Here is a 21,272-nt window from a genome sequence, read left to right as displayed (position 1 = left end):
ACTTGAATTGATTTCGAGTATGGGATGACCATCTATCTGAAAAGACTTTACCCCGACTTCCTGCTTGGTTATTTATATTAAAACGATAAAAACATCATGATTTAAAAACCAAAAGGACTTTTGGAAAAATGAGTATTAATATTAAAAATAACACTTCAAAATCAGCAATTTTTCAAAATACCTCTCAAGATTTTGAAGATTTTACTGGTCAAGTGATTCCGTCAACCTCAATTAAAGAATTTGATTTTACACATTCATCTGTCGCGATTATTGGTACAAATCAAGATACCGTGACCCATCTTGAAAAAATCTGTCAACAAGCAAAATTTGTGACCGTATTTCAAATCACACCTCACTTTATTTTGCCCCACAGTCAAATGGTCACAAATAAGTTAATTACCCATCCTCTCATTATCAAAAACCGGAGATTATTTAACAATCGAGTAAAAGGTCTTTTGGCTTTACGTTTTCTTGATACTCAGGTGAGTGAAACATGGCTTAAGCGCCTTTTAACCCCCAATATGGCAACGGCTAAAAAGGTATTTTTTAAATCTGATAGTTATTATGCAGCACTCCAAAAATCCAACTGTAAATTACAAACTTGGCCCATTGTGAAAGTTAACCATAAGTCAATTCATAGTATGGACGGCATAGAACAACCTGTTGATATCATTATTAGAACAACCGTATAAAAATAAAAAAGCATGGTTTTTAAGCCATGCTTTTTTATTTACTCATACTTTTGTAAATTGCCATGATCATCGTAATGCAAAATGACACGTTGTTTCTTTTGCAATTCACTTAACATCTCGGAACTAACCGAAAATTGGGCTGCTAACAGTTCAACAGAACTATTAGGCGCCTTAGCTCTTCGGTCCTCACCACTAAACCTGATCCAGTTATAACTCGCCCATAAAATTAAAATGAGCGCGCTAATTCCGATGAGTAATGCTAAATGTAATAAGGTCTTAACTTCTGATATATGATCAACCCAGACATAATCATAAATTAAGTGTCCTTCAAAAACCCATAAAAACAGTGAAACCAAGGGAAATAGCAACCACATCAAACAAAACCAACCGATGGTTTGTAATGTATAGTTTGCTGTTTTATTTTTGACGTATTCTGGCTGGTCAATATATTCAGGGATATCTAACATTTCGATATCCTTATTTTCCTCAGGTTTCATGGGTTATCTCCACGGAAGCCTCGGTCTGGGCTTACCCAGCGGGCACGTTTTTTAGTGTTAAATAAAGTTTTTGGAACCGCAACAACACTTGTAAACAAAGTCAGTAGCCAGAAAAATAACGGATACCAAATGACCCAAAAATAATTTCTAAAGAAGCGACTACGGTCATAGCGTTGATCAATCCACAGACTCACCAAAAACTGGATTAAACATGTGCCACCGAGTATTACACCGTACCACTGCGGCATAAGTGTTTTGATCTGCCATTGCTGAGGCAACTCAATAAATAATCCGACAAAAAATAGCGTAAAGATCAGAATCATGACATAAGACCAGATAATACTGACTAGCGCCTCGATCATGACAGGCCACATTCTGCGAACACGCAGTTTGAACATTTGTGGAATATATTCGATAAGAACCTCTACCCCACCTTGTGCCCAACGAAGGCGTTGCTTCCATAACCCTTTAAATGTCTCAGGCATATAGATATAACAAAGCGCTTGTGGAATATACTGAATATCCCAATGGTCGAGCTGTAGCTTCCATGAAATATCAATATCTTCGGTAATTTTATCGTCTGACCAAAAACCGACTCGAACGAGTGCTGTTTTACGGAATGCTGCAATCACACCCGACACTGTAAAAATACGGCCATATGTACGCTGCGCACGTTTGATCAAACCAATAATCGAAGAAAACTCACCAACCTGTAATTTTCCTAAAATACTAGATCGGTTTAAAATTCGTGGATTACCCGTTACAGCCCCAATTCGCGGGAAGTTAATAAATGGCTGCATTAACCAAAGTACGGCATGTGGATGTAACAATGCATCGCCATCGATACAAACAAGATATTCGTATTTACTAACTAATACGCCCGATCTTAAAGCTACGGCTTTACCCTGATTTTCTGCTAGGTGCACAACCCGAAGTCGTGAATCTTGCGCTGACAATTCATCGAGAATTTCAGCTGTCCTGTCACTACTTCCATCATTAACGGCGATCACTTCAAAATTAGGATATTTGGTTTGCAGTGCATAACGAATTGTTTGGCGTACTTGAGCTTCTTCGTTAAAACACGGAATAATGATACTGCATCCTTCGCTGGTCGGTTCAGGAAGTGCTTGTTCACGGTATTCTCTTTTAAAGAAGAACCAAAGTCCTCCTACCATCCATGTCCAAGCCATCAGTAAGGGATATAAAAATGCAAAAGCAAATAGAATATCAAGTAATACTCTCATTACTTTTTCCCCTCTACCAATTCAGCAAAAGGCTGATACATCACAGGACTAGCATTCAGACTAATCGGATTATATAAATATTGATGAACATCTTTTGATTTTTCAAAATCATAGCCATCGATACCGAATTTCTGGATTCCTACTCGCTGAATCGAAAAAAGTCCCTGCTGTACTTCTTCCCAAGCAGTTTTTTGCGAGTTTTCTGGTAATTCTAAAGTCAGCATTATTCTTTGCTTATCATTTTCATCAAGTGTATTTAAAAGCATTAACAACTCATTAAATTGCTTTTTCTTACCAATCACATCGAACTTCAAATTGACTAAATCATGTTGTAATAAAAGCGTTTTGATAAGCTCAGGTAGCTTTTCCACATGATCTAAATCAGGTGTAAGCAATAAACTAAACTGTGCCTGATTACTCATATTTAAATAAGGTTTGACCGCTTTTTTAGTCATTTGACTCAGTTGTGCGAGCTGTTTTGATTGCTCAATACAACTATTTTCTTGGACTGTTATTTTTTGCATTGCGCAGTTTAAAGCTGTTGCTGCATTGAGCTGAACACCGCTTAAATTACTGTTAAAGCGTGCGATATCTTTAGCCAAATCTACTGTTAAAAATGGCTTATCTTTTTGAGGATAAGCTGGCAATTCTAATATTACCGATTGACCAGCCCGAGTTTGAGCCTGCCATAAACTACGGTTTAAAATATCTTGTTGAAGTGGCATTTTATCTGTAGGGAAATAAGCAACATCGTATTGCCCATCTCCGTCTTTATCTTCCAAAGGCTTTAAGATTAGAGCATTGTTTTTTAGGCTATATAGTTTTGATAACAACTGCCCTAGTTTTTCATCGGTCTGAACATTTTGTTGAGCTGCTAATTGCTTTAAATCCATACTCACAAAATGACGAGGTTGCTTAAATAAATCTGACTCTTCGAAATTCAGAATATTTAACATACCTTCGGTGAGCTGTTCAGCTGTAGGGTTACCTATAACCAAGCTTCGTTTAAATGTTGAATCATTCACACGATTCATACCATCACGACCCAAACTGAAAGAAAACTCAAAGCCTGCTTGCTGTGCTAGTTTTTCCAGTTGCTCATTCACAGCGCCATAAGGCCAAATAATTGCTTTCGGATTAACACCAACTTCTTTTTTCAAAACGGCATAGGATTTTTTCAAATCCTGCAAAATACGTTGTTGATATTCTGCATCTGTTTCATAACGTGATTGCGATTTTAAATAAGCATAAGAAGTTGCAGCCGGTTGCTCATTACCTTGAGGATTTGCCAATACACCATGATGTAAATCATCACTATGGCTTGCAAACTCGGCTAAGCCCGATGCTTGCATTTCACGAACTTGAGCCCAGTTCACCAAGTTACCCTGCCCATACGCTTCATAACCTGCCTGAGTATTGCCATTTAACCAACTGGTTGGAAGAGCAAAAACTGCTGGAATTTTATATTGCTTAAGTAAAGGAAATACTCGGCTATAACTACTCAACGCACCATCATCGAAGGTAAGTAGAATAGAGTTATGAGGTAATTCTTTACCTTGCTTACGAGCCTCTTCAATATCTTTTAAGCGAATCGGTTTCCAATCAGACTGACTGAGCCAATCAAGAAATTGCGCCAGATTATTGGTCTGAATCGCATAAACATCACGGTCGCCTTCCTTTAGTACGTCATCTCGTACATCATGAAAAGTTAAAGAAACTGTATGATTTTTTGGTAGTTCAGTTTCAATGCGGGCATGAGAAAATTGTACGGGTAATAATGTTGAAGCAAGTACACAGCTCAACATTTTTGACTTCATATTATTCATTAAAAACGCCCTTCAAATCCGAAAATACCGTAGGTATGTTGTTCATCATGACCATCGTATGGATGGTATTGCCAACCAATTCCATAATTAAGTTGCCAAGTCCGTGAGAGCTGCCATTGATGTTGATATTGCAAAGAATATGTTGGTCGAGCTGAGTAATCTGCTTGTTTATAAAGCCCGACTCCAGCTTCAAAATGCTGTTTAAATGAGCGTTCGTATTCTCGCCAAGTGACCCAGTCATGGCTTAAATTCAACTCAGCACTGTAGTGATTGCTTGGGCTAAAGTAAGCTGTCTGATCTTGGCTATTGCTGCCATAAAATCCACGAACGGTTCCGTAGGTAACATGGTGAGGCGCATCAAATAATCGCTCGCGCCAAAAAGTAGAAAATTCTTGTTGTTTATTACCGTCGCTTATATCGGTTAAGCCATAACTCGCCCCAATTTGACGTGACTCATCTTTTTGCCATGTCAAAGCGGCACGGTAAGCTTGCCCATCCTCACCAGCGTCAATTGCCTGTAATGGAATATTAGCTTGACTGTCATATTGCAATTGATATTGCCAGTGATCGTTTAACCATTGCGACCAATCAAGACGAACTCCTGCTTGTCCACCATCCGTACTTTGCGAAAAAATTGCCGACAATGCCTTACGGTTCGCTTGCCACTCAGCACCGACGCCATAACGTTGGTCATGCACATCACCAAAACGATATTCTCCGAAACGATCTTGATGCCAAGCAAATAGACGATAATTATCTTTAATCCACGGACTATTAAGACGAGTTTCCATTTCGCGGTCTTTTAAACCATTTTGCCCACTCACAGAATCGCTATTCTCTGCTTTACTTTGGCCCCAAGTCGTTGAGTGCGATATGGTTGCTCTATCACGATCATCCAACTCCTTTCGACTTTTAACTACGCCGCTATCTTCAGGATAATATTGCAAAAGAGTTTCTGTGCTTTTGCGCCACTCAGGAATATCCCCTAAAGCCTGAGCATTTTGCATCTGGTTAATTCGAGTATCTTTGGCAACTGGTGTTAAACCATTTAAACGAGCAATTGTTTGTCTGGACTGTAGAGGTTTATCTCTCCAACGCTCAACACGAGCAAGGTTATTAATTAAGCCTTCGTTGGCAGGTGCAAGATCTACTTGTTTCTGGAAGTGTTTTTCTGATTGATCCAAATGATTTGCATAGGCTAAATGCATACCTTGTAAAGCAATATAATCATCACGATCAGGATGGCTTGATTTATCTACTCCTTTCGCTTGACTATATTTATACGTAGGGATTAACCGATCAACATCACTTAAAAGTTGTTCAGCTTGTTTATATTTTTCTTGTTCAATATATGAGTAATACAGTCCAGTATATACCGTCATATCTGAATAGTTTTTTTCAGTAAGCAAGCTTTTAAAAGCAAGCTCAGCTTGTTGCGGCTGTCTTTCAGTCAAATAACTATCAGCGATCGCATGACGAATATAGGCTGGTAGTTTTTCTAAAGGCACATTTAATTTAGTAAATTGATCTAATACCGTACGGCTACGCCCGCGGAAATCTAACGCATATATATAGTCATAATGGAATCTTAAATAATTAGGATCTGACGGTTGAATCAAAGGTTGCATTTGCTCGCCTTGCTTCAACACAGCATCAAGCTCAGCAAAAGCTTCACTATCCGCCATGCCTTCCCGATTCAAATATTTATAACGAGTAATTGCGTTATTTACACGTTGAGAAAATTCACTCACTTGTAGCCAGTGTTGTAAAGATTCTGTTTGTGCATTTTTATCGCTAGCAAGCAATAACTGCTGAGCCTTGTTATAGCCCCCTACAGCCGCTAAGTCATAACTGTATTCTTGTAAAACTGCGAAAGACTTCGGCTGCTGCTTATATGCTTGTTCGATTACAGATAAAGCATCTACAGGCGAATTGATAAGTCGATATGCATAGGCGATTTGTACAAGTTGATCCGTCTTCAGATTTTTAGTATTAATCTTGGCTAGTTGTACTTTGCCATTTACAACATCTTTAGCTTCCGCATATAAAACTGCTAACAGAATCTGTCCATCAGGCGTCTTTTGAATATTAAATTTATTTGACCAAGCTATCGCATCTTTAAAGTGTTTAAAATCACGAAAATTACGTATTAAAGGTAGCTGTCCATATTCTGGAAAAGTAACTAAATTAATATTCGCTAAATGCTGAGAAAAAGTTACTAGATCTTTTTTTTCATTTGACATTACAACTAAATAATCAGCTAGCAATTTTTGATCATACGGATAGGTTTTTAGCAATTGATCCAGTTGAAATATTGCTTGGTGAGTTTGTCCAGTTTTGTAGGTGTGAATAGCCTGCTCTCTCAATTCATCCACTTGAGCAGCATATAAATTGAGAGGCAAGATGTATACCAATGAAAAAACACATTTTTTTAGCATTTTGATAATCGGATAGTCCCATATCGAGGTGGGAAAGTATAATTAAAATCAAAAATCAATCACACAACACAAAAATAATGTGATCTATTTATCATTTTTAAATATTTAATGTATTTTTACATGATTTTTAAAAATATTTAGCAAAATTAAATAATTAGAATTTTTAAACTTACTCCAATATATACATTTCTTTTCAATATTCTTATTTTATTTCACAATTGAATTATAAAAACCTTACAGGCTGATAACTAATAAAAACGTTTTAATAACTTTTTGTTTTATATTTAAAACTTTTATTTTTCTCATGTTTTATATTTAAAACCATTCAAATTATCTATAAATTAATATAAAAAATTTGAATGGTTAAAATAAAGATTTGATTAAATTAACCAATACGACGTTTTAATCCTGTCATTTGTAAAACGCGCGTTGAAATTTCTTCAATCGACATTTCAGTCACATTTAAATATTTAATCCCTTCTGAAATATAGATTCCTTCAATTGCTCTGAGTTCCATTTGGCATTGGCTAAAACTTGCATAACGACTATTCGCTTTACGCTCACTACGAATCGCAACTAATCGCTCAGCATCAATCATTAAACCAAACAATTTACTGCGATGCGGTCTTAGTACTGCGGGCAAACGGTTATCATCTAAATCCTCTTCTGTTAAAGGATAGTTTGCAACACGGATACCGAATTGAAGAGATAAGTAAATAGAAGTTGGTGTTTTACCCGAACGAGAAACGCCAATTAAGATTAAATCCGCTTTATCATAATGACGAGTACGCGCTCCATCATCATTATCAAGCGCAAAATGAACAGCATCAATACGAGCTTTATAAGATTCAGAATCGGTTACGGCATGTGTCTGCCCAACTAATGTCGTAGGAGGCGTACCTAACTCTTGTTCCAATTTGCTGATTAAACCTTCAAACACATCAAGATTAACTGCTTTAGCAGTATTAATGATTTCTCGTACGTGTGGATCAACTAAAGTATCAAAGACTAAAGGTAGGCAACCATCTTTGGTTTGACATCTATTAATTTCAATCACAACATCCATTGCCGCCTCTTCAGTTGTAATATACGGCATGATATGAATATCAAAATCAACATTGGGAAATTGTGCTAATAACGAATGTCCAAGAGTCTCGGCAGTAATTGCAGTTCCATCAGAAATAAAAAAAACGCTCCGTCTAAACTGTTTACTTTCTGACATTAAAATTCTCCTTAAACATTTGTCTTAGTGCTATATAATCTTTATAGTAAACTGATCTTACATGACTGTCGCTTAGTATAATTCTCAACTAAGCACTTTATTTTTATAATTTCATGCCAAGATAGACATTAATACTGCAAAAGTGGAGTGAAAACTTTGGAAGCGCGCGTAATCGGTCTAGAAAAATTAGGGAAACACGATGTCGAACTCGTAGGTGGGAAAAACTCATCTTTGGGTGAAATGATCAGCCATTTATCAAATGCTGGTGTATCGGTACCTGGCGGTTTTGCAACTACTGCTGATGCCTATCGTGAGTTCTTAGATCAAAGCGGTCTTAACGCTCGAATTCAAGCAGAACTTGCTCAACTCAATGTTGATGACGTAAATGCCCTTGCAGAAACAGGTGCTAAAATTCGTCAATGGATTGTAGAGACTCCACTCACTGCAAACCTAGAACAAGAAATTCGCGCCGCTTTTACAACACTTTCTAACGGCAACCCAGAAATCGCGGTTGCCGTTCGTTCATCTGCAACTGCTGAAGATTTACCAGATGCTTCATTCGCAGGTCAGCAAGAAACTTTCTTGAATATTCGCGGTATTGATAACGTTCTTATTGCAATTAAAGAAGTATTCGCTTCTTTATATAATGACCGTGCGATTTCTTACCGTGTACACCAAGGTTTTGACCATGACGTCGTTGCACTTTCTGCAGGCGTTCAGCGTATGGTTCGTTCTGAAACTGGTGCTGCGGGTGTAATGTTTACACTTGATACTGAGTCTGGTTTCCGCGACGTCGTATTTATTACAGCATCTTATGGTTTAGGTGAAATGGTTGTACAGGGTGCCGTTAACCCAGACGAATTTTACTTATCTAAACCATTATTAAATGCTGGTAGACATTCAGTTTTACGCCGTAACCTTGGTTCAAAACACCAGAAAATGATTTATGGTGAAGAAGGTTCTGCTGGTAAATCAGTTGTCGTTGTTGATGTTGAGAAACAAGAGCGCCAACAATTTGCTTTAAATGATCATGAGTTACAAGAGCTAGCTAAACAAGCGCTTATTATTGAGCAGCACTACGGTGCGCCAATGGATATCGAATGGGCGAAAGATGGCGATGATGGTCAAATTTACATTGTTCAAGCTCGCCCTGAAACAGTAAAAAGCCGTCAAAATGTAGGCACAATGGAGCGCTACCTTCTTAAACAAAGAGGTACTGTTCTTTGTGAAGGCCGTTCAATTGGTCAACGTATTGGTTCTGGTAAAGTCCGTATCATTAATTCAATTAAAGAAATGGACAAAGTTCAAGAAGGCGACGTTCTTGTATCAGATATGACCGATCCTGATTGGGAACCGGTAATGAAACGTGCTGCGGCAATTATTACTAACCGCGGTGGTCGTACATGTCACGCGGCAATTATTGCACGTGAACTTGGTGTACCTGCTATTGTCGGTTGTGGTAACGCAACAGAAGTATTGACTGATGGCCAAGAAGTAACAGTTTCTTGTGCTGAAGGTGACACTGGCTTCATTTATGAAGGTGCTTTAGATTTCGAAGTTCAACGTAACTCAATTGAATCTATGCCTAAGCTATCGTTCAAAATTATGATGAACGTAGGTAACCCTGACCGCGCGTTTGACTTTGCTCAAATTCCAAATGAAGGTATTGGTCTTGCTCGCCTTGAGTTCATTATTAACCGTATGATCGGCGTGCATCCTAAAGCCCTACTCAACATCGATAGCCTACCGCGTGAAACTCGTGCGGCGGTTCTAACTCGTACTGCGGGTTATGCTTCACCAGTAGATTTCTATGTTGAAAAATTGGTTGAAGGTATTGCGACTCTTGCTGCTGCATTCGGTGACAAGCCTGTTATCGTTCGTATGTCTGACTTCAAATCAAATGAATATGCAAACTTGATTGGCGGTAAGTTATACGAGCCTGAAGAAGAAAACCCGATGCTCGGTTTCCGTGGTGCAAGCCGTTATGTATCTGATAACTTCCGTGACTGTTTCGAATTAGAATGCCGTGCACTTAAAAAAGCTCGTGATGAAATGGGTTTAACCAATATTCAAATCATGATTCCTTTTGTACGTACTGTATCTGAAGCAAAACGTGTTATTGAGTTACTTGCACAAAATGGTTTGAGACGCGGTGAGAACGGCTTAAAAGTAATCATGATGTGTGAATTACCAACTAACGCTTTGTTAGCTGAACAGTTCCTAGAGCATTTTGATGGCTTCTCTATTGGTTCGAATGACTTAACTCAGTTAACGCTCGGTCTTGACCGTGACTCTGGCATTGTTTCACACCTATTTGATGAACGTGATGCAGCAGTTAAAGCCCTTCTTTCAATGGCAATCCATGCCTGCCGTAAAGCAGGTAAATATGTAGGTATCTGTGGTCAAGGTCCTTCAGACCATCCAGATCTTGCAAAATGGTTAATGGAACAAGGTATTGAGTCTGTCTCTCTTAACCCAGACTCAGTTTTAGATACATGGTTCTTCCTTGCTGAAGAAAAAATCAAGCAAATCTAATATGTTATAAAAAAAGGCCCATCCGTGGGTCTTTTTTCATCTTTAGAATAGAGAATTTTTATTTATGCAAATTTACTTGGCACGTAATAATCAACAAGCTGGGCCTTACACCTTAGAACAAGTAAATCAAATGTTGGCTAGCCAACAAATTTTGTTAACTGATTTAGCTTGGCATGAAGGCATGACAGAATGGAAAGCTTTAGGAGAATTAACCCAAGGTAAACTTGTATATCAACCTATCGGTTATTCTGCACCTGTCATAAACACCAATAGCTCACCTAATGAAACTATTCGTCAAATTCGTGTAGAACCTAAAATTCACGAACTTGCCTCTATTCAATCTCGAGCTTTGGCAAAAATTATTGATTTATTGCTTTGGTTACCAATAGCTGCGATTCCTTCTTTTTTCTTTAATGAATCTCAATATAAGCAATTATTTGAATTGCAAAAACAAATGCAATCAGCTGAAGTTGCTTCAACTAAAGCAGCAGAGCTACAACATCAACTTTTTACTTTAATTCCTATTGAAGCTTGGCATTCTATGCTTGCTTACGTCGTAATCATGCTTGCAATTCAAGCCTTTCTTTTAACAAAATACGGGCAAAGTATAGGTAAGAAAATTGTTGGAATTAAAATCGTAGATGCCGAAAGCAATGGTAAAGTTAATTTAACTCGCATCTTCTTATTAAGAAGTGTTGTTTTCATCATACTCAACTTGTTGTTTATGCCTATTAGTACAATTATTGACTATGCTTTTGCATTAGGGCAAAAGAGACAGGCGCTACATGATAAAATTGCAAGAACAAAAGTGATCAAATGATAGTGAATGACTCATTCATTTAAGGTCTAAAAAAAAAGGAGGCACCCCGCCTCCTTTTTTCTATAGAGAGTTGATATTTAAATAAAAGCTACCTATTGATTCGATACCCTACAAAAAAAATCGGGTTTTAAAACAATTATTTCAGACTACTTTATGTATAGCTTAGTTTGTCGATATGAGGCATAATGCCCTACAACGTAGCGGTGTCATATAATTGAGAAGTCTAAATTTAAGGATTAGCGTTCTCAATCATGCGACACTTTAATCGCTATCCCATATTTAATTAGGGAATGGGACTCTTCACCGAGGTTGTAAAATGAGACAAACGATTTTAGCTGTATTGTCTTTATCAACGCTTGCCGCACTTTTGACTGGGTGTGGTGGTGATATGGTACTTCTAAACTCTAAAGGTCCAGTTGGTCAAGGTCAAAGTGACCTTATGATGACTGCGATCTATTTAATGTTACTTGTGGTGATTCCTTCAATCATCATGGCATTATGGTTTGGTTGGAAATATCGCGCGTCAAATAAAGATGCAGACTATAAACCTACATGGGCACACTCAACTACAATTGAAGTTGTAGTATGGGGTATCCCTGTCATTATTATTGGTATTTTAGCTTGGTTAACTTGGTGGGGTTCCCACAAGTATGACCCATACCGTCCTTTAGAATCAGATAAAGCTCCTTTAACTATTCAAGTTGTTGCAGAACAGTTTAAGTGGATCTTCATTTATCCTGAACAAAACATTGCAACTGTTAACGAAGTACGTTTCCCTGAAAAAACTCCGTTAAGCTTTAAAATCACCTCTAACTTTACAATGAACTCTTTCTTCATTCCACAGTTAGGCGGCCAGATTTATGCAATGGCAGGTATGCAAACTCACCTTCATTTGTTAGCAAATGAAACTGGCGTATATCGTGGTTTCTCTTCTAACTACTCAGGTTACGGTTTCTCTCAAATGCGTTTCAAGGCGCATAGTGTTACAGAGCAACAGTTCAACGAATGGGTAGCAGCTGTAAAAGCGGGTAATGGTTCTACTATTAACCCAGAAGCAGTTCAAAAAACTACGCTTGACCAAGCTGAATTAGCAACCTTACGTGATGGTGACCGTTCTAAGCACCAGATCGAGCATTTAGTAAATCGTGCTAAAGCTGCTGGTGATCAAGAAGCGCTTGCTAAAGCTGAAGCTATGAAACCGTTCCCGACTAAGCCACACCCTGTGACTTATTACTCTTCAGTTGAACCACAATTGTTTGAAACAATTATCAACCATTATATGAGTAACTATCATGGTGTTGACCACTCTGCTGCGCATGCAACAGCTGAACACGCTGCTCAAGGGGAATAAGACATGGATATGATTTTTGGTAAACTGGGTTGGGACTCTATCCCGACAGAGCCAATCGTGCTTGTCACCATGGTCCTTATGGCACTTGGTGCAATTGTTGTGCTTGGCGGTATCACCTATTTCAAAAAATGGGGATACTTGTGGAATGAGTGGTTTATTACGGTAGACCATAAAAAAATTGGTATCATGTACATTCTTGTATCTGTGGTCATGCTTTTGCGTGGTTTCGCCGATGCAATTATGATGCGTCTACAACTTTTCCTCGCTAAAGGCGGCGGCGAAGGTTATCTACACCCAGACCATTACGACCAGATCTTCACCGCACACGGTGTAATCATGATCTTCTTCGTAGCAATGGGTCTGGTTGTTGGTATGATGAACATCTCTGTACCATTACAGATTGGTGCTCGTGACGTTGCATTCCCATTATTGAACTCTTTAAGCTTCTGGTTATTCGCTGGTGCTGCTGGTTTGATGATGCTTTCACTTGTATTAGGTGAATTTGCTGCGACTGGTTGGATGGCTTACCCTCCTCTGTCTGGCATTCAATATTCTCCTGGTGTAGGTGTTGACTACTATATCTGGGCACTTCAGGTTTCTGGTCTAGGTACGCTTTTATCTGGTGTTAACTTCTTCGTTACCATCATCAAAATGCGTGCACCTGGCATGAAATTAATGGACATGCCTATTTTTACGTGGACTTCACTTTGTACGGCTGTATTAATCATTGCATCGTTCCCTGTATTAACAGGTACACTTGCAATGTTAACTCTAGACCGTTACTTCGGTTTCCATTTCTTCACAAATGAGCTTGGCGGTAGCCCAATGCTTTATGTGAACTTGATCTGGACATGGGGTCACCCTGAAGTATATATCTTAGTATTACCAGCATTTGGTCTATACTCAGAAATCGTTGCAACCTTCTCTCGTAAAGCGTTGTTCGGTTACAAGTCTATGGTGTATGCAACTATCGCGATTACAGTTCTTGCGTTCGTTGTATGGCTTCACCACTTCTTTACCATGGGTGCTGGTGCGAACGTTAACGCGTTCTTCGGTATCATGACCATGGTTATTGCGATTCCTACTGGTGTGAAAATCTTCTCTTGGTTATTCACCATGTATAAAGGTCGCATCACCTTTACTACTCCAATGTTATGGACGCTTGGCTTCCTTATTACATTTGGTATCGGTGGTTTAACTGGTGTACTTATGGCTGTTCCACCTGCGGACTTCCTTGTACACAACTCATTATTCTTGATCGCTCACTTCCATAACGTAATTATCGGTGGTGTGGTGTTTGGTATGTTTGCCGGCATCATTTACTACTGGCCAAAAATGTTTGGTTGGAAGCTCAATGAAGCATGGGGTAAAGCTGCGTTTTGGTTCTGGTTCTTCGGTTTCTATTTTGCATTCATGCCACTTTATATCCTTGGTTTCATGGGTATGACTCGTCGTTTGAATACATATGACAACCCAGAATGGGACCCTTACCTTGCAATTGCATTATTTGGTGCTGTTCTCGTTGCGATTGGTATTGCATGTTTCTTAATGCAAATCATTGTTGGTTTCTTACAACGCAAAGACAACATGGACCTTACAGGCGATCCATGGGATGCACGTACGCTTGAATGGGCGACTTCTTCCCCTGCTCCGTTCTATAACTTTGCGCATGAACCAGATGCAAGCGGTATTGACCGTTTCTGGACTGACAAAGAAAATGGTGTAGCATACGCACGTAATACTAAATATGAAGACATCCACATGCCGACTGATCGTGCTGCTGGTTTTGTCATTGCAATGTTCATTACTCTTCTTGGCTTTGCACTCATCTGGCATATTTGGTGGCTCGTTGTTGTTTCATTCGTTTCAGCTGTTGTTAGCTTGATCGTAAGCTCATTCACTAAGAATGTTGATTACTACGTTCCTGCTGCTGAAGTTGAGCGTATTGAAAACGAACGCTATGCTTTACTTGAAAAACACTTGAAGAAGGACTAAGGAAATGGCTGAAGTACTTCATCACGACAACCACGGCCACGATGGTCATCATGAACATGATGATACTGACTTAACGGTCTTTGGTTTCTGGACATACTTGATGAGTGACTTGATTCTTTTCGGATCACTCTTCATTGCGTTCGCTGTATTAAGCAGTCATATTCCACCAGGAACTCCAAGTGCATATGACCTGTTCCATGATTCATTAGGTTACGTTTTAACTGAAACATTTGCCTTATTGATTTCATCGGTAACTTTCGGTTTTGCTGTACTTGCATCTTATAAAAAGAATGTGAATCAAGTTATCACTTGGTTATTTATTACATTCCTTTTTGGTGCAACGTTCATTGGAATGGAGCTTTATGAGTTCCATCACCTTGTAGAAGAAGGTCATGGTCCAACTCACAGTGCATTCTTATCATCGTTCTTTACTTTGGTTGGTACACACGGTATCCACGTAACTTCTGGTTTAGTGTGGATGTTGGTATTGATGTATCAAATCAAAACTAAAGGTTTGACATTACCGAATACACGTCGTCTAGCTTGCTTAAGCTTGTTCTGGCACTTCCTTGACATCGTTTGGATCTGTGTATTCAGCGTCGTTTACTTACTGGGAGTTCTCTAATGAGTAGTCATGACCATAATGCTGCAGGTGCGTCACACGGTAACTTTAAGCAATACACTGTTGGATTTATCCTTTCTGTTATCCTCACCATCATCCCGTTCGGGATGGTGATGGCGGGTGGTTTCAGTCGTGGCATCTTAGTTACAGTAATTGCTATCGCTGCTGTTGCTCAGGTTCTTGTACAACTTGTGTACTTCCTACACATGAATACATCATCTGAACAACGCTGGAATATGATTGCATTCATCTACACAATCTTATGTATCGCTGTGCTTTTAATCGGTTCTGTGTGGATTATGAATTACCTTCACTACAATATGATGATCTAAACTGATTGTCATGTTGAAAAAATATCTATTCCTGACTAAACCAGGAATTCTCTTCGGTAATTTCATTACCACCTTGGGCGGCTTTTTCTTAGCCGCCCAAGGCTCTATAGACATCTTATTATTACTACTCACCTTACTTGGAACAACTTTAGTTGTCGCTTCTGGTTGTGTTGTAAATAATGTGATAGACCAAGACATCGACACAAAAATGCAGCGCACGCAAAACCGTGCATTAGTCAAAAAAACCATCTCTCCTACTGTTGCACTTATATATGCATTTGTTCTTGGACTTATCGGTTTTAGTATTTTGTGGTTCGGTGTAAATGCTTACGCTTTCTTGTTTGCAATGATTGGTTTTGTTGTCTATGTCGGTTTTTATAGTTTGTGGACAAAACGCACCTCAATCCATCAAACCGTCATTGGTAGTATTTCCGGAGCGAGCCCTCCTGTTATTGGTTATACAGCAGTAACTCATCATTTTGATGTAGCCGCTTTACTTTTGTTTTTAGCTTACGCGCTATGGCAAATGCCACATTCATGGGCAATTGCTATTTATCGTTTTGACGATTACAAAAATGCGGGAATCCCCATTCTGCCTGTTGCACGTTCTATTTATCGTACGAAAGTAGAGTGTGTCATTTATATTGTGTTGTTTGCAGCCGTATTGAATGGTTTATATTGTTTTGGCTATACCAATATATTTTTTCTAGTAACTTTTAATGCATTAACAGCATATTGGTTCTATTTATCAATTATTGGCTTTAAAGCTGAAAATGACCAACTTTGGGCTAAACGTTTTTTCCTTTACTCGGTCATATTAATTACCCTGTTAAGTTTGAGCTTTAGCTTTACCTATCAATCCCCTGCTCCAAATCTTCCTCTCTTTTAAATAAGGGAGGATTTCCTCCTCGATATTAAAGAAGTTTTACTTTTCTCATCAAAAGATTTGTTTTTAGTCGAACTTTTACTTATAATTCAGCCTTCGCAAATTTTGCGACATAACTTTCAAGTTATGACTCCTTGCTTCTAATTTTTTATTTATTAGGGGCTGTTTAAACCGTAAGGAGCTGACAATGCGTCATTACGAAATCGTACTTTTAGTACACCCAGATCAAAGCGATCAAGTTGTAGGTATGGTTGAACGCTATATCTCTCAGATCAAAGAAGCTGAAGGTCAAATTCACCGTTTAGAAGATTGGGGCCGTCGTCAATTGGCTTACCCAATTAACAAAATTCACAAAGCGCACTACATTCTTATGAATGTTGAGTGTGGTCAAACTACACTTGATGAGTTAGAAGAATTGTTCCGTTATAATGACGCGATCATTCGTAACCTTATCATTCGTCGTGAACACGCAATCACTGAAGAGTCATTGCTTGCTAAAAGTGCTGAAGAAAAGCGTGCGCGTAAAGCTCAACGTGAAGAAGCACAGCAAGTTGCTCAAGACGCTGAATAAGGAGAACATCAATGGCACGTTTTTACCGTCGTCGCAAGTTCTGCCGCTTTACAGCTGAGAATGTTGTGTACATCGACTACAAAGATATCGATACTTTAAAACAGTACATCACTGAAAACGGCAAGATTGTTCCTAGCCGTATCACTGGTACTAAAGCTCGTTATCAACGTCAATTAGCTCTTGCTATCAAGCAAGCTCGCTACTTGTCTTTGATTCCGTACACTGACAACCATAAGTGAGGTGATCTGTGGACGTTATCTTATTACAACGCATTAAGAACCTTGGTAAATTAGGCGATAAAGTATCAGTTAAAGCTGGTTACGGCCGTAACTTCCTTATCCCTCAAGGTAAAGCAGTTGCAGCTACTGAAGCTAACACTGCTGCTTTCGAAGCTCGTCGCGCTGAACTTGAAAAGCAAGAAGCTGAAATTTTAGCTGCTGCTCAAGCACGTGCTGAACAATTGAATGAAGTTAACATCGTTATCACTGCTAAAGCTGGTGACGAAGGTAAACTCTTCGGTTCTATCGGTACTCGTGACATCGCTGACGCTTTAACGAATGCTGGTCTTACAGTTGACCGTGCAGAAGTTCGTTTACCGAATGGCGCGCTTCGTCACACTGGTGAATTCAACATCGCAATCCAATTGCACCATGATGTTGTTGCAGAAGTTCTCGTTACTATCGTATCTGAGTAATTTCTCACCAAAAAAAGAGCATGCTTCTGCATGCTCTTTTTTTATGTGCCCTATTTTTAAAATAAGATATATTAATTCCTGATCAGTTCTTTAGTTTAATTGGTTTTTTAATTAGGTAGTTTATTTCATTTTGTTTTAAGATAGTTCTCGGCCTCACAGGCTATTTGCGTACATCTTTCTTTATCATCAGGTCTAATTATGTCTCAGGCGAATGCCACTTCTTTAACTCTTTCATCTCCAACAGAAAATAAGACGAGTGAATCAGGCCAACTTAAAGAGTTTCGCACTCCCCCACACAATTTAGCCATTGAACAGGCTGTTCTTGCGGCCTTAATGACAGTTGCCGAATCTTTTGAACAAGTCAGCGACTTATTAAAAGAAAATGATTTTTATGCAACACGTCACAAATATATCTATCGTGCCATTGAGAAACTAGCACAAGAAAACTCTCCTTATGATGCTGTATTAGTAAGTGACTGGCTCTTAAAACAAAATTTACTCGATGCAATTGGTGGCGAAGAGTATTTAATGCAGCTTATGGCTGATTCACCATCAAGTTTCTATAACTTAGAAACGTATGCCAGTAAAATTAAAGAGTTCTCTACGCTTCGCAGCATGATTAAAGTCAGTACTGAAATTTTACAAAATGCTTATGACACAAAAGGTCGTGGTGTTAGTGAAATTCTAGACTTGGCCGAAACAAGTATTTTCTCTTTAGCAGAACAGCACAATAACAATAAAAAGGATGCAGGTCCTAAATCTATTAGCTCTGTTACCGCCGATGTAATTAGTAAACTTGATGAACTCTCAAAACTCGATGGCAATATTACAGGTTTAACCACCGGCTTCTTAGAACTTGATAATAAAACATCAGGTATGCAGCCTGGCGACTTAATTATTGTTGCCGCACGTCCATCGATGGGTAAAACTACTTTTGCCATGAATTTGGTTGAAAGCGTTTTGCAATATAACAAGCTACCCGCTCTAGTATTTTCAATGGAGATGCCAGCAGACTCGATTGCGATGCGTCTTATTTCTGCAATGGGTAAAGTTCACCAAGGACATTTACGTTCGGGTAACTTAGATGCAGATGAATGGACCAAAGTGACTGGTACCATTTTGCAACTACAACAAATGCATTTGTATATTGATGACTCATCTGCCCTACCTCCAACGGAACTTCGTGCCCGTGCTCGACGCGTTGCCAAAATGCATGATGGCAAAATTGGTTGTATCATGGTCGATTACTTGCAGCTCATGAAAGTTCCTGGCATGGGTGATAACCGTGTAGGTGAGATTTCTGAAATTTCACGTAGTTTGAAAGCATTAGCAAAAGAAATGCAATGCCCAGTTATCGCACTTTCCCAGCTCAACCGAAGTCTGGAAAACCGTCCAAATAAACGCCCAGTAATGTCCGACTTACGTGAATCTGGTGCGATCGAGCAGGATGCCGACTTAATTATGTTTATTTACCGTGATGAGGTTTATAACAAAGAGTCCAAAGAAGCCGGCACTGCAGAAATTATTATTGGTAAGCAGCGTAACGGTCCAATTGGTTCAGTTCGACTTGCCTTTGAAGGTCAATATACTCGATTTAGTAATCTCTCTCCTGAGTATTACAGCCAATATGATGATGAAGAATAAACTCTATCTCTAGCCCAAAGGAGTAAATGAGGGTGCGCCAAGCAACAGTTTATATTGATCGCAATGCGCTTCAATATAATTTAAACCGTGTCAAACAACTCGCAGCAAATTCAAAAATTGTAAGTATGGTGAAAGCTAATGCTTATGGACATGGAATCAAAGACTGTTTAGCAGCCTTAAATGCCTCAGATGCCTTTGGTGTCGCCTGCCTACAAGAAGGTTTAGAAATTCGTGAACTCGGATTTCAACAACCTGTTACTTTAATTGAAGGGGTATTTTCTGAAGATGAAATGCCAATTGCAATTGAACAAAAATTTGAATGTGTGATTCACCATCAACAACAATTTGAATGGTTAATTAAACATAAGCAAAAATACATCGCTCAAGGTTTAAAAGTCTGGGTTAAGCTTAATAGCGGCATGAACCGTTTAGGTTTTAAAGTTACTGAAATTATTGAAGTTATTAAAACTTTAAAAGCCGAAGGATTTACCTGTGTGCTAGCGATGCATTTCGCAAATGCAGATGTAGAGCACCCGCTTAACGAACAACAAAAGCAACAATTTTTACAAGTTAAACAAGCTTGTGATCCAGTTTTAGCATCTTGCTGTAACTCTGCTGCTATTTATAAATGGCCCGAATTACATTTTGATTATGTTCGTCCAGGTATTATGCTTTACGGCGCTTCACCTTTTGCAGATAAAATAGTCCATGATCTTGACTTAAAACCAGTCATGACTTTTTCAGCAGAAGTCATTGCACTAAACCATATTCAACCTGATGAGCATGTCGGTTATGGTTCTACTTTCTGTGCAAAGCAAGCAATGGATATCGCGATTGTTTCTATAGGTTATGGTGATGGTTATCCACGAGCTTATATTAAACAGAACTATGTCGCTATTGATAAACAGCTCTGTGCAGTTGTAGGCCGGGTGAGCATGGATATGCTTGCAATCGATGTGACAGGTATGCAAGTAAAATTAGGTACGCCAGTCGAACTTTGGGGTACACACCGTTTAGTAGATGATGTTGCAGATGCAAACGGAACAATAGGATATGAATTACTCTGTCGCCTAAGTAATCGCCCTAGTCGTAAAAGCAGTTAAATAATAAAATATAAAAAATCCAAGCATGCTTGGATTTTTTATTTATGTACTCAAAATTTTATCGCCAGTAATCATCCGTTGGTTTTGGCATTTCTTGTAAGCCGCGGCGTAGAGTATCCGACCATTGCCTACTGATTTGTGAAAAATAAGGATCATCTTCTGTAATTCGTTTTCCCATCGGAATAACAAAGCTATCTTTCATATAAATCAACGCATCCAGAGGTAAACCGACAGAAACATTTGAACGTAAAGTCGAATCAAAAGAAATTAGACTACAACGTAATGCATCATCTAATGGCATTGCATAATATAAAGCTCGGTCCAGAATCGGTTTGCCATATTTACTTTCACCAATTTGAAAATAAGGTGTATCCGTCGTTGCACAAATAAAATTGCCTTGCGGATAGACATTATAAAGTTGCATATCACCACCTTTAATCTGTCCACCCACCAAAATACTACAGGCATAATTCATTTGTTCTTGAGTGTCCGAACTAATATCCTCTAAAACAGCTTTTAAAGTTTTACCAATGAGTTCTGCTGCCTCGAACATCGTATTAACACTATATAAATTAGGCTCTTGCTGTAAAGTAAGCGCATTTTGCAAATGACCTATAACAGCTTGCGTTGTGGCTAAATTACCGGCTGTTTGCAAGGCAATAAAACGTTCTCCGGTAACGCCAAAAGTATGCAATTTTCGGAACACAGAAATATGGTCAACTCCTGCATTAGTCCTCGTGTCACTAATAAACACTAAACCTTGTTCCAATCTTAGCGCACAACAATAAGTCATTTCATTC

The 21,272-nt window shown here is 38.8% G+C and carries 19 protein-coding genes; 13 read left to right on the top strand and 6 right to left on the bottom strand.

From position 1 onward, the window contains the following. The first annotated feature begins 128 nt into the window (after positions 1 to 128). Entirely contained in the window at positions 129 to 692 is a 564-nt protein-coding gene (locus K6I41_RS06515; protein ID WP_250375437.1) for an NAD(P)/FAD-dependent oxidoreductase, read from the top strand. Between the two features lie 38 nt (positions 693 to 730). On the opposite strand, the gene pgaD is transcribed toward K6I41_RS06515, so the two are convergent. From pgaD to ppsR, 5 genes are all read right to left on the bottom strand, one after another. After that, positions 731 to 1,189 carry a poly-beta-1,6-N-acetyl-D-glucosamine biosynthesis protein PgaD gene (gene pgaD, locus K6I41_RS06510; RefSeq protein WP_192835483.1) on the bottom strand — a complete coding sequence of 153 codons (459 nt, stop codon included), beginning with the start codon at positions 1,187 to 1,189 and terminating at the stop codon, positions 731 to 733. Next, complete coding sequence (gene pgaC, locus K6I41_RS06505; RefSeq protein ID WP_004791476.1) at positions 1,186 to 2,433, bottom strand: poly-beta-1,6-N-acetyl-D-glucosamine synthase; 1,248 nt, start codon at positions 2,431 to 2,433, stop codon at positions 1,186 to 1,188. The genes pgaD and pgaC overlap by 4 nt, the downstream gene beginning before the upstream one ends. Then, positions 2,433 to 4,259, bottom strand: coding sequence for a poly-beta-1,6-N-acetyl-D-glucosamine N-deacetylase PgaB (gene pgaB, locus K6I41_RS06500; RefSeq protein ID WP_250375436.1), 1,827 nt, complete (start codon positions 4,257 to 4,259; stop codon positions 2,433 to 2,435). The genes pgaC and pgaB overlap by 1 nt, the downstream gene beginning before the upstream one ends. Beyond that, positions 4,259 to 6,697, bottom strand: coding sequence for a poly-beta-1,6 N-acetyl-D-glucosamine export porin PgaA (gene pgaA, locus K6I41_RS06495; protein ID WP_250375435.1), 2,439 nt, complete (start codon positions 6,695 to 6,697; stop codon positions 4,259 to 4,261). The genes pgaB and pgaA overlap by 1 nt, the downstream gene beginning before the upstream one ends. A 385-nt stretch (positions 6,698 to 7,082) precedes the next feature. Next, complete coding sequence (ppsR, locus tag K6I41_RS06490; protein WP_004791471.1) at positions 7,083 to 7,919, bottom strand: posphoenolpyruvate synthetase regulatory kinase/phosphorylase PpsR; 837 nt, start codon at positions 7,917 to 7,919, stop codon at positions 7,083 to 7,085. Positions 7,920 to 8,066: 147 nt separating this feature from the next. Between ppsR and ppsA the strand changes: the two genes are divergently transcribed. The 12 genes from ppsA to alr all read left to right on the top strand — a co-directional run bounded on the left by ppsA (position 8,067) and on the right by alr (position 20,472). After that, positions 8,067 to 10,454, top strand: a complete 2,388-nt coding sequence (gene ppsA / locus K6I41_RS06485; protein ID WP_171056848.1) for a phosphoenolpyruvate synthase — start codon at positions 8,067 to 8,069, stop codon at positions 10,452 to 10,454. Between the two features lie 64 nt (positions 10,455 to 10,518). Next, positions 10,519 to 11,274, top strand: coding sequence for an RDD family protein (locus K6I41_RS06480; protein WP_013197337.1), 756 nt, complete (start codon positions 10,519 to 10,521; stop codon positions 11,272 to 11,274). Between the two features lie 316 nt (positions 11,275 to 11,590). After that, positions 11,591 to 12,625, top strand: a complete 1,035-nt coding sequence (cyoA, locus tag K6I41_RS06475; RefSeq protein ID WP_004791463.1) for a ubiquinol oxidase subunit II — start codon at positions 11,591 to 11,593, stop codon at positions 12,623 to 12,625. 3 nt (positions 12,626 to 12,628) lie between these two features. Continuing rightward, the gene (cyoB, locus tag K6I41_RS06470) at positions 12,629 to 14,620 is read left to right on the top strand and encodes a cytochrome o ubiquinol oxidase subunit I (protein WP_004791462.1); all 1,992 of its coding nucleotides are present in this window, start codon (positions 12,629 to 12,631) and stop codon (positions 14,618 to 14,620) included. Positions 14,621 to 14,624: 4 nt separating this feature from the next. After that, on the top strand, positions 14,625 to 15,245 hold the full coding sequence (gene cyoC / locus K6I41_RS06465; RefSeq protein WP_005306751.1) for a cytochrome o ubiquinol oxidase subunit III: 621 nt from the start codon (positions 14,625 to 14,627) through the stop codon (positions 15,243 to 15,245). Next, positions 15,245 to 15,574: a cytochrome o ubiquinol oxidase subunit IV gene (locus K6I41_RS06460; protein ID WP_004643325.1), complete on the top strand. Its 330-nt coding sequence runs from the start codon at positions 15,245 to 15,247 to the stop codon at positions 15,572 to 15,574. The genes cyoC and K6I41_RS06460 overlap by 1 nt, the downstream gene beginning before the upstream one ends. A gap of 10 nt (positions 15,575 to 15,584) precedes the next feature. Then, positions 15,585 to 16,463, top strand: coding sequence for a heme o synthase (cyoE, locus tag K6I41_RS06455; protein WP_005306754.1), 879 nt, complete (start codon positions 15,585 to 15,587; stop codon positions 16,461 to 16,463). 184 nt (positions 16,464 to 16,647) lie between these two features. Beyond that, positions 16,648 to 17,031, top strand: coding sequence for a 30S ribosomal protein S6 (gene rpsF / locus K6I41_RS06450; protein WP_004791455.1), 384 nt, complete (start codon positions 16,648 to 16,650; stop codon positions 17,029 to 17,031). Between the two features lie 11 nt (positions 17,032 to 17,042). Next, entirely contained in the window at positions 17,043 to 17,270 is a 228-nt protein-coding gene (gene rpsR, locus K6I41_RS06445; protein ID WP_004791454.1) for a 30S ribosomal protein S18, read from the top strand. An 8-nt stretch (positions 17,271 to 17,278) separates the two neighbouring features. Then, positions 17,279 to 17,725: a 50S ribosomal protein L9 gene (gene rplI, locus K6I41_RS06440; RefSeq protein WP_004700828.1), complete on the top strand. Its 447-nt coding sequence runs from the start codon at positions 17,279 to 17,281 to the stop codon at positions 17,723 to 17,725. 198 nt (positions 17,726 to 17,923) lie between these two features. Further along, positions 17,924 to 19,369 (top strand): replicative DNA helicase, encoded by a 1,446-nt coding sequence (gene dnaB, locus K6I41_RS06435; RefSeq protein WP_004791451.1) that lies wholly within the window; start codon positions 17,924 to 17,926, stop codon positions 19,367 to 19,369. A gap of 32 nt (positions 19,370 to 19,401) precedes the next feature. Beyond that, the gene (gene alr / locus K6I41_RS06430) at positions 19,402 to 20,472 is read left to right on the top strand and encodes an alanine racemase (RefSeq protein WP_250375434.1); all 1,071 of its coding nucleotides are present in this window, start codon (positions 19,402 to 19,404) and stop codon (positions 20,470 to 20,472) included. Positions 20,473 to 20,530: 58 nt separating this feature from the next. On the opposite strand, the gene K6I41_RS06425 is transcribed toward alr, so the two are convergent. Then, positions 20,531 to 21,265: a proteasome-type protease gene (locus K6I41_RS06425; protein WP_004791447.1), complete on the bottom strand. Its 735-nt coding sequence runs from the start codon at positions 21,263 to 21,265 to the stop codon at positions 20,531 to 20,533. Between the last annotated feature and the right edge of the window lie 7 nt (positions 21,266 to 21,272).

Source organism: Acinetobacter sp. AS23 (assembly GCF_023612055.1).
Taxonomy (GTDB): domain Bacteria; phylum Pseudomonadota; class Gammaproteobacteria; order Pseudomonadales; family Moraxellaceae; genus Acinetobacter; species Acinetobacter oleivorans.
The sequence above is the reverse complement of the archived record's forward strand: the minus strand, read 5'-3'. Positions and strand labels throughout refer to the sequence as shown.

Coding starts and splice junctions, on each gene's coding strand:
- cyoB (WP_004791462.1), top strand. CDS start 12,629: ATGGATATGATTTTTGGTAAACTGGGTTGGGACTCTATCCCGACAGAG.
- rpsF (WP_004791455.1), top strand. CDS start 16,648: ATGCGTCATTACGAAATCGTACTTTTAGTACACCCAGATCAAAGCGAT.
- ppsR (WP_004791471.1), bottom strand. CDS start 7,919: ATGTCAGAAAGTAAACAGTTTAGACGGAGCGTTTTTTTTATTTCTGAT.
- pgaB (WP_250375436.1), bottom strand. CDS start 4,259: ATGAATAATATGAAGTCAAAAATGTTGAGCTGTGTACTTGCTTCAACA.
- cyoA (WP_004791463.1), top strand. CDS start 11,591: ATGAGACAAACGATTTTAGCTGTATTGTCTTTATCAACGCTTGCCGCA.
- pgaC (WP_004791476.1), bottom strand. CDS start 2,433: ATGAGAGTATTACTTGATATTCTATTTGCTTTTGCATTTTTATATCCC.
- cyoC (WP_005306751.1), top strand. CDS start 14,625: ATGGCTGAAGTACTTCATCACGACAACCACGGCCACGATGGTCATCAT.
- cyoE (WP_005306754.1), top strand. CDS start 15,585: ATGTTGAAAAAATATCTATTCCTGACTAAACCAGGAATTCTCTTCGGT.
- rpsR (WP_004791454.1), top strand. CDS start 17,043: ATGGCACGTTTTTACCGTCGTCGCAAGTTCTGCCGCTTTACAGCTGAG.
- K6I41_RS06515 (WP_250375437.1), top strand. CDS start 129: ATGAGTATTAATATTAAAAATAACACTTCAAAATCAGCAATTTTTCAA.
- K6I41_RS06480 (WP_013197337.1), top strand. CDS start 10,519: ATGCAAATTTACTTGGCACGTAATAATCAACAAGCTGGGCCTTACACC.
- K6I41_RS06425 (WP_004791447.1), bottom strand. CDS start 21,265: ATGACTTATTGTTGTGCGCTAAGATTGGAACAAGGTTTAGTGTTTATT.
- dnaB (WP_004791451.1), top strand. CDS start 17,924: ATGTCTCAGGCGAATGCCACTTCTTTAACTCTTTCATCTCCAACAGAA.
- pgaA (WP_250375435.1), bottom strand. CDS start 6,697: ATGCTAAAAAAATGTGTTTTTTCATTGGTATACATCTTGCCTCTCAAT.
- K6I41_RS06460 (WP_004643325.1), top strand. CDS start 15,245: ATGAGTAGTCATGACCATAATGCTGCAGGTGCGTCACACGGTAACTTT.
- pgaD (WP_192835483.1), bottom strand. CDS start 1,189: ATGAAACCTGAGGAAAATAAGGATATCGAAATGTTAGATATCCCTGAA.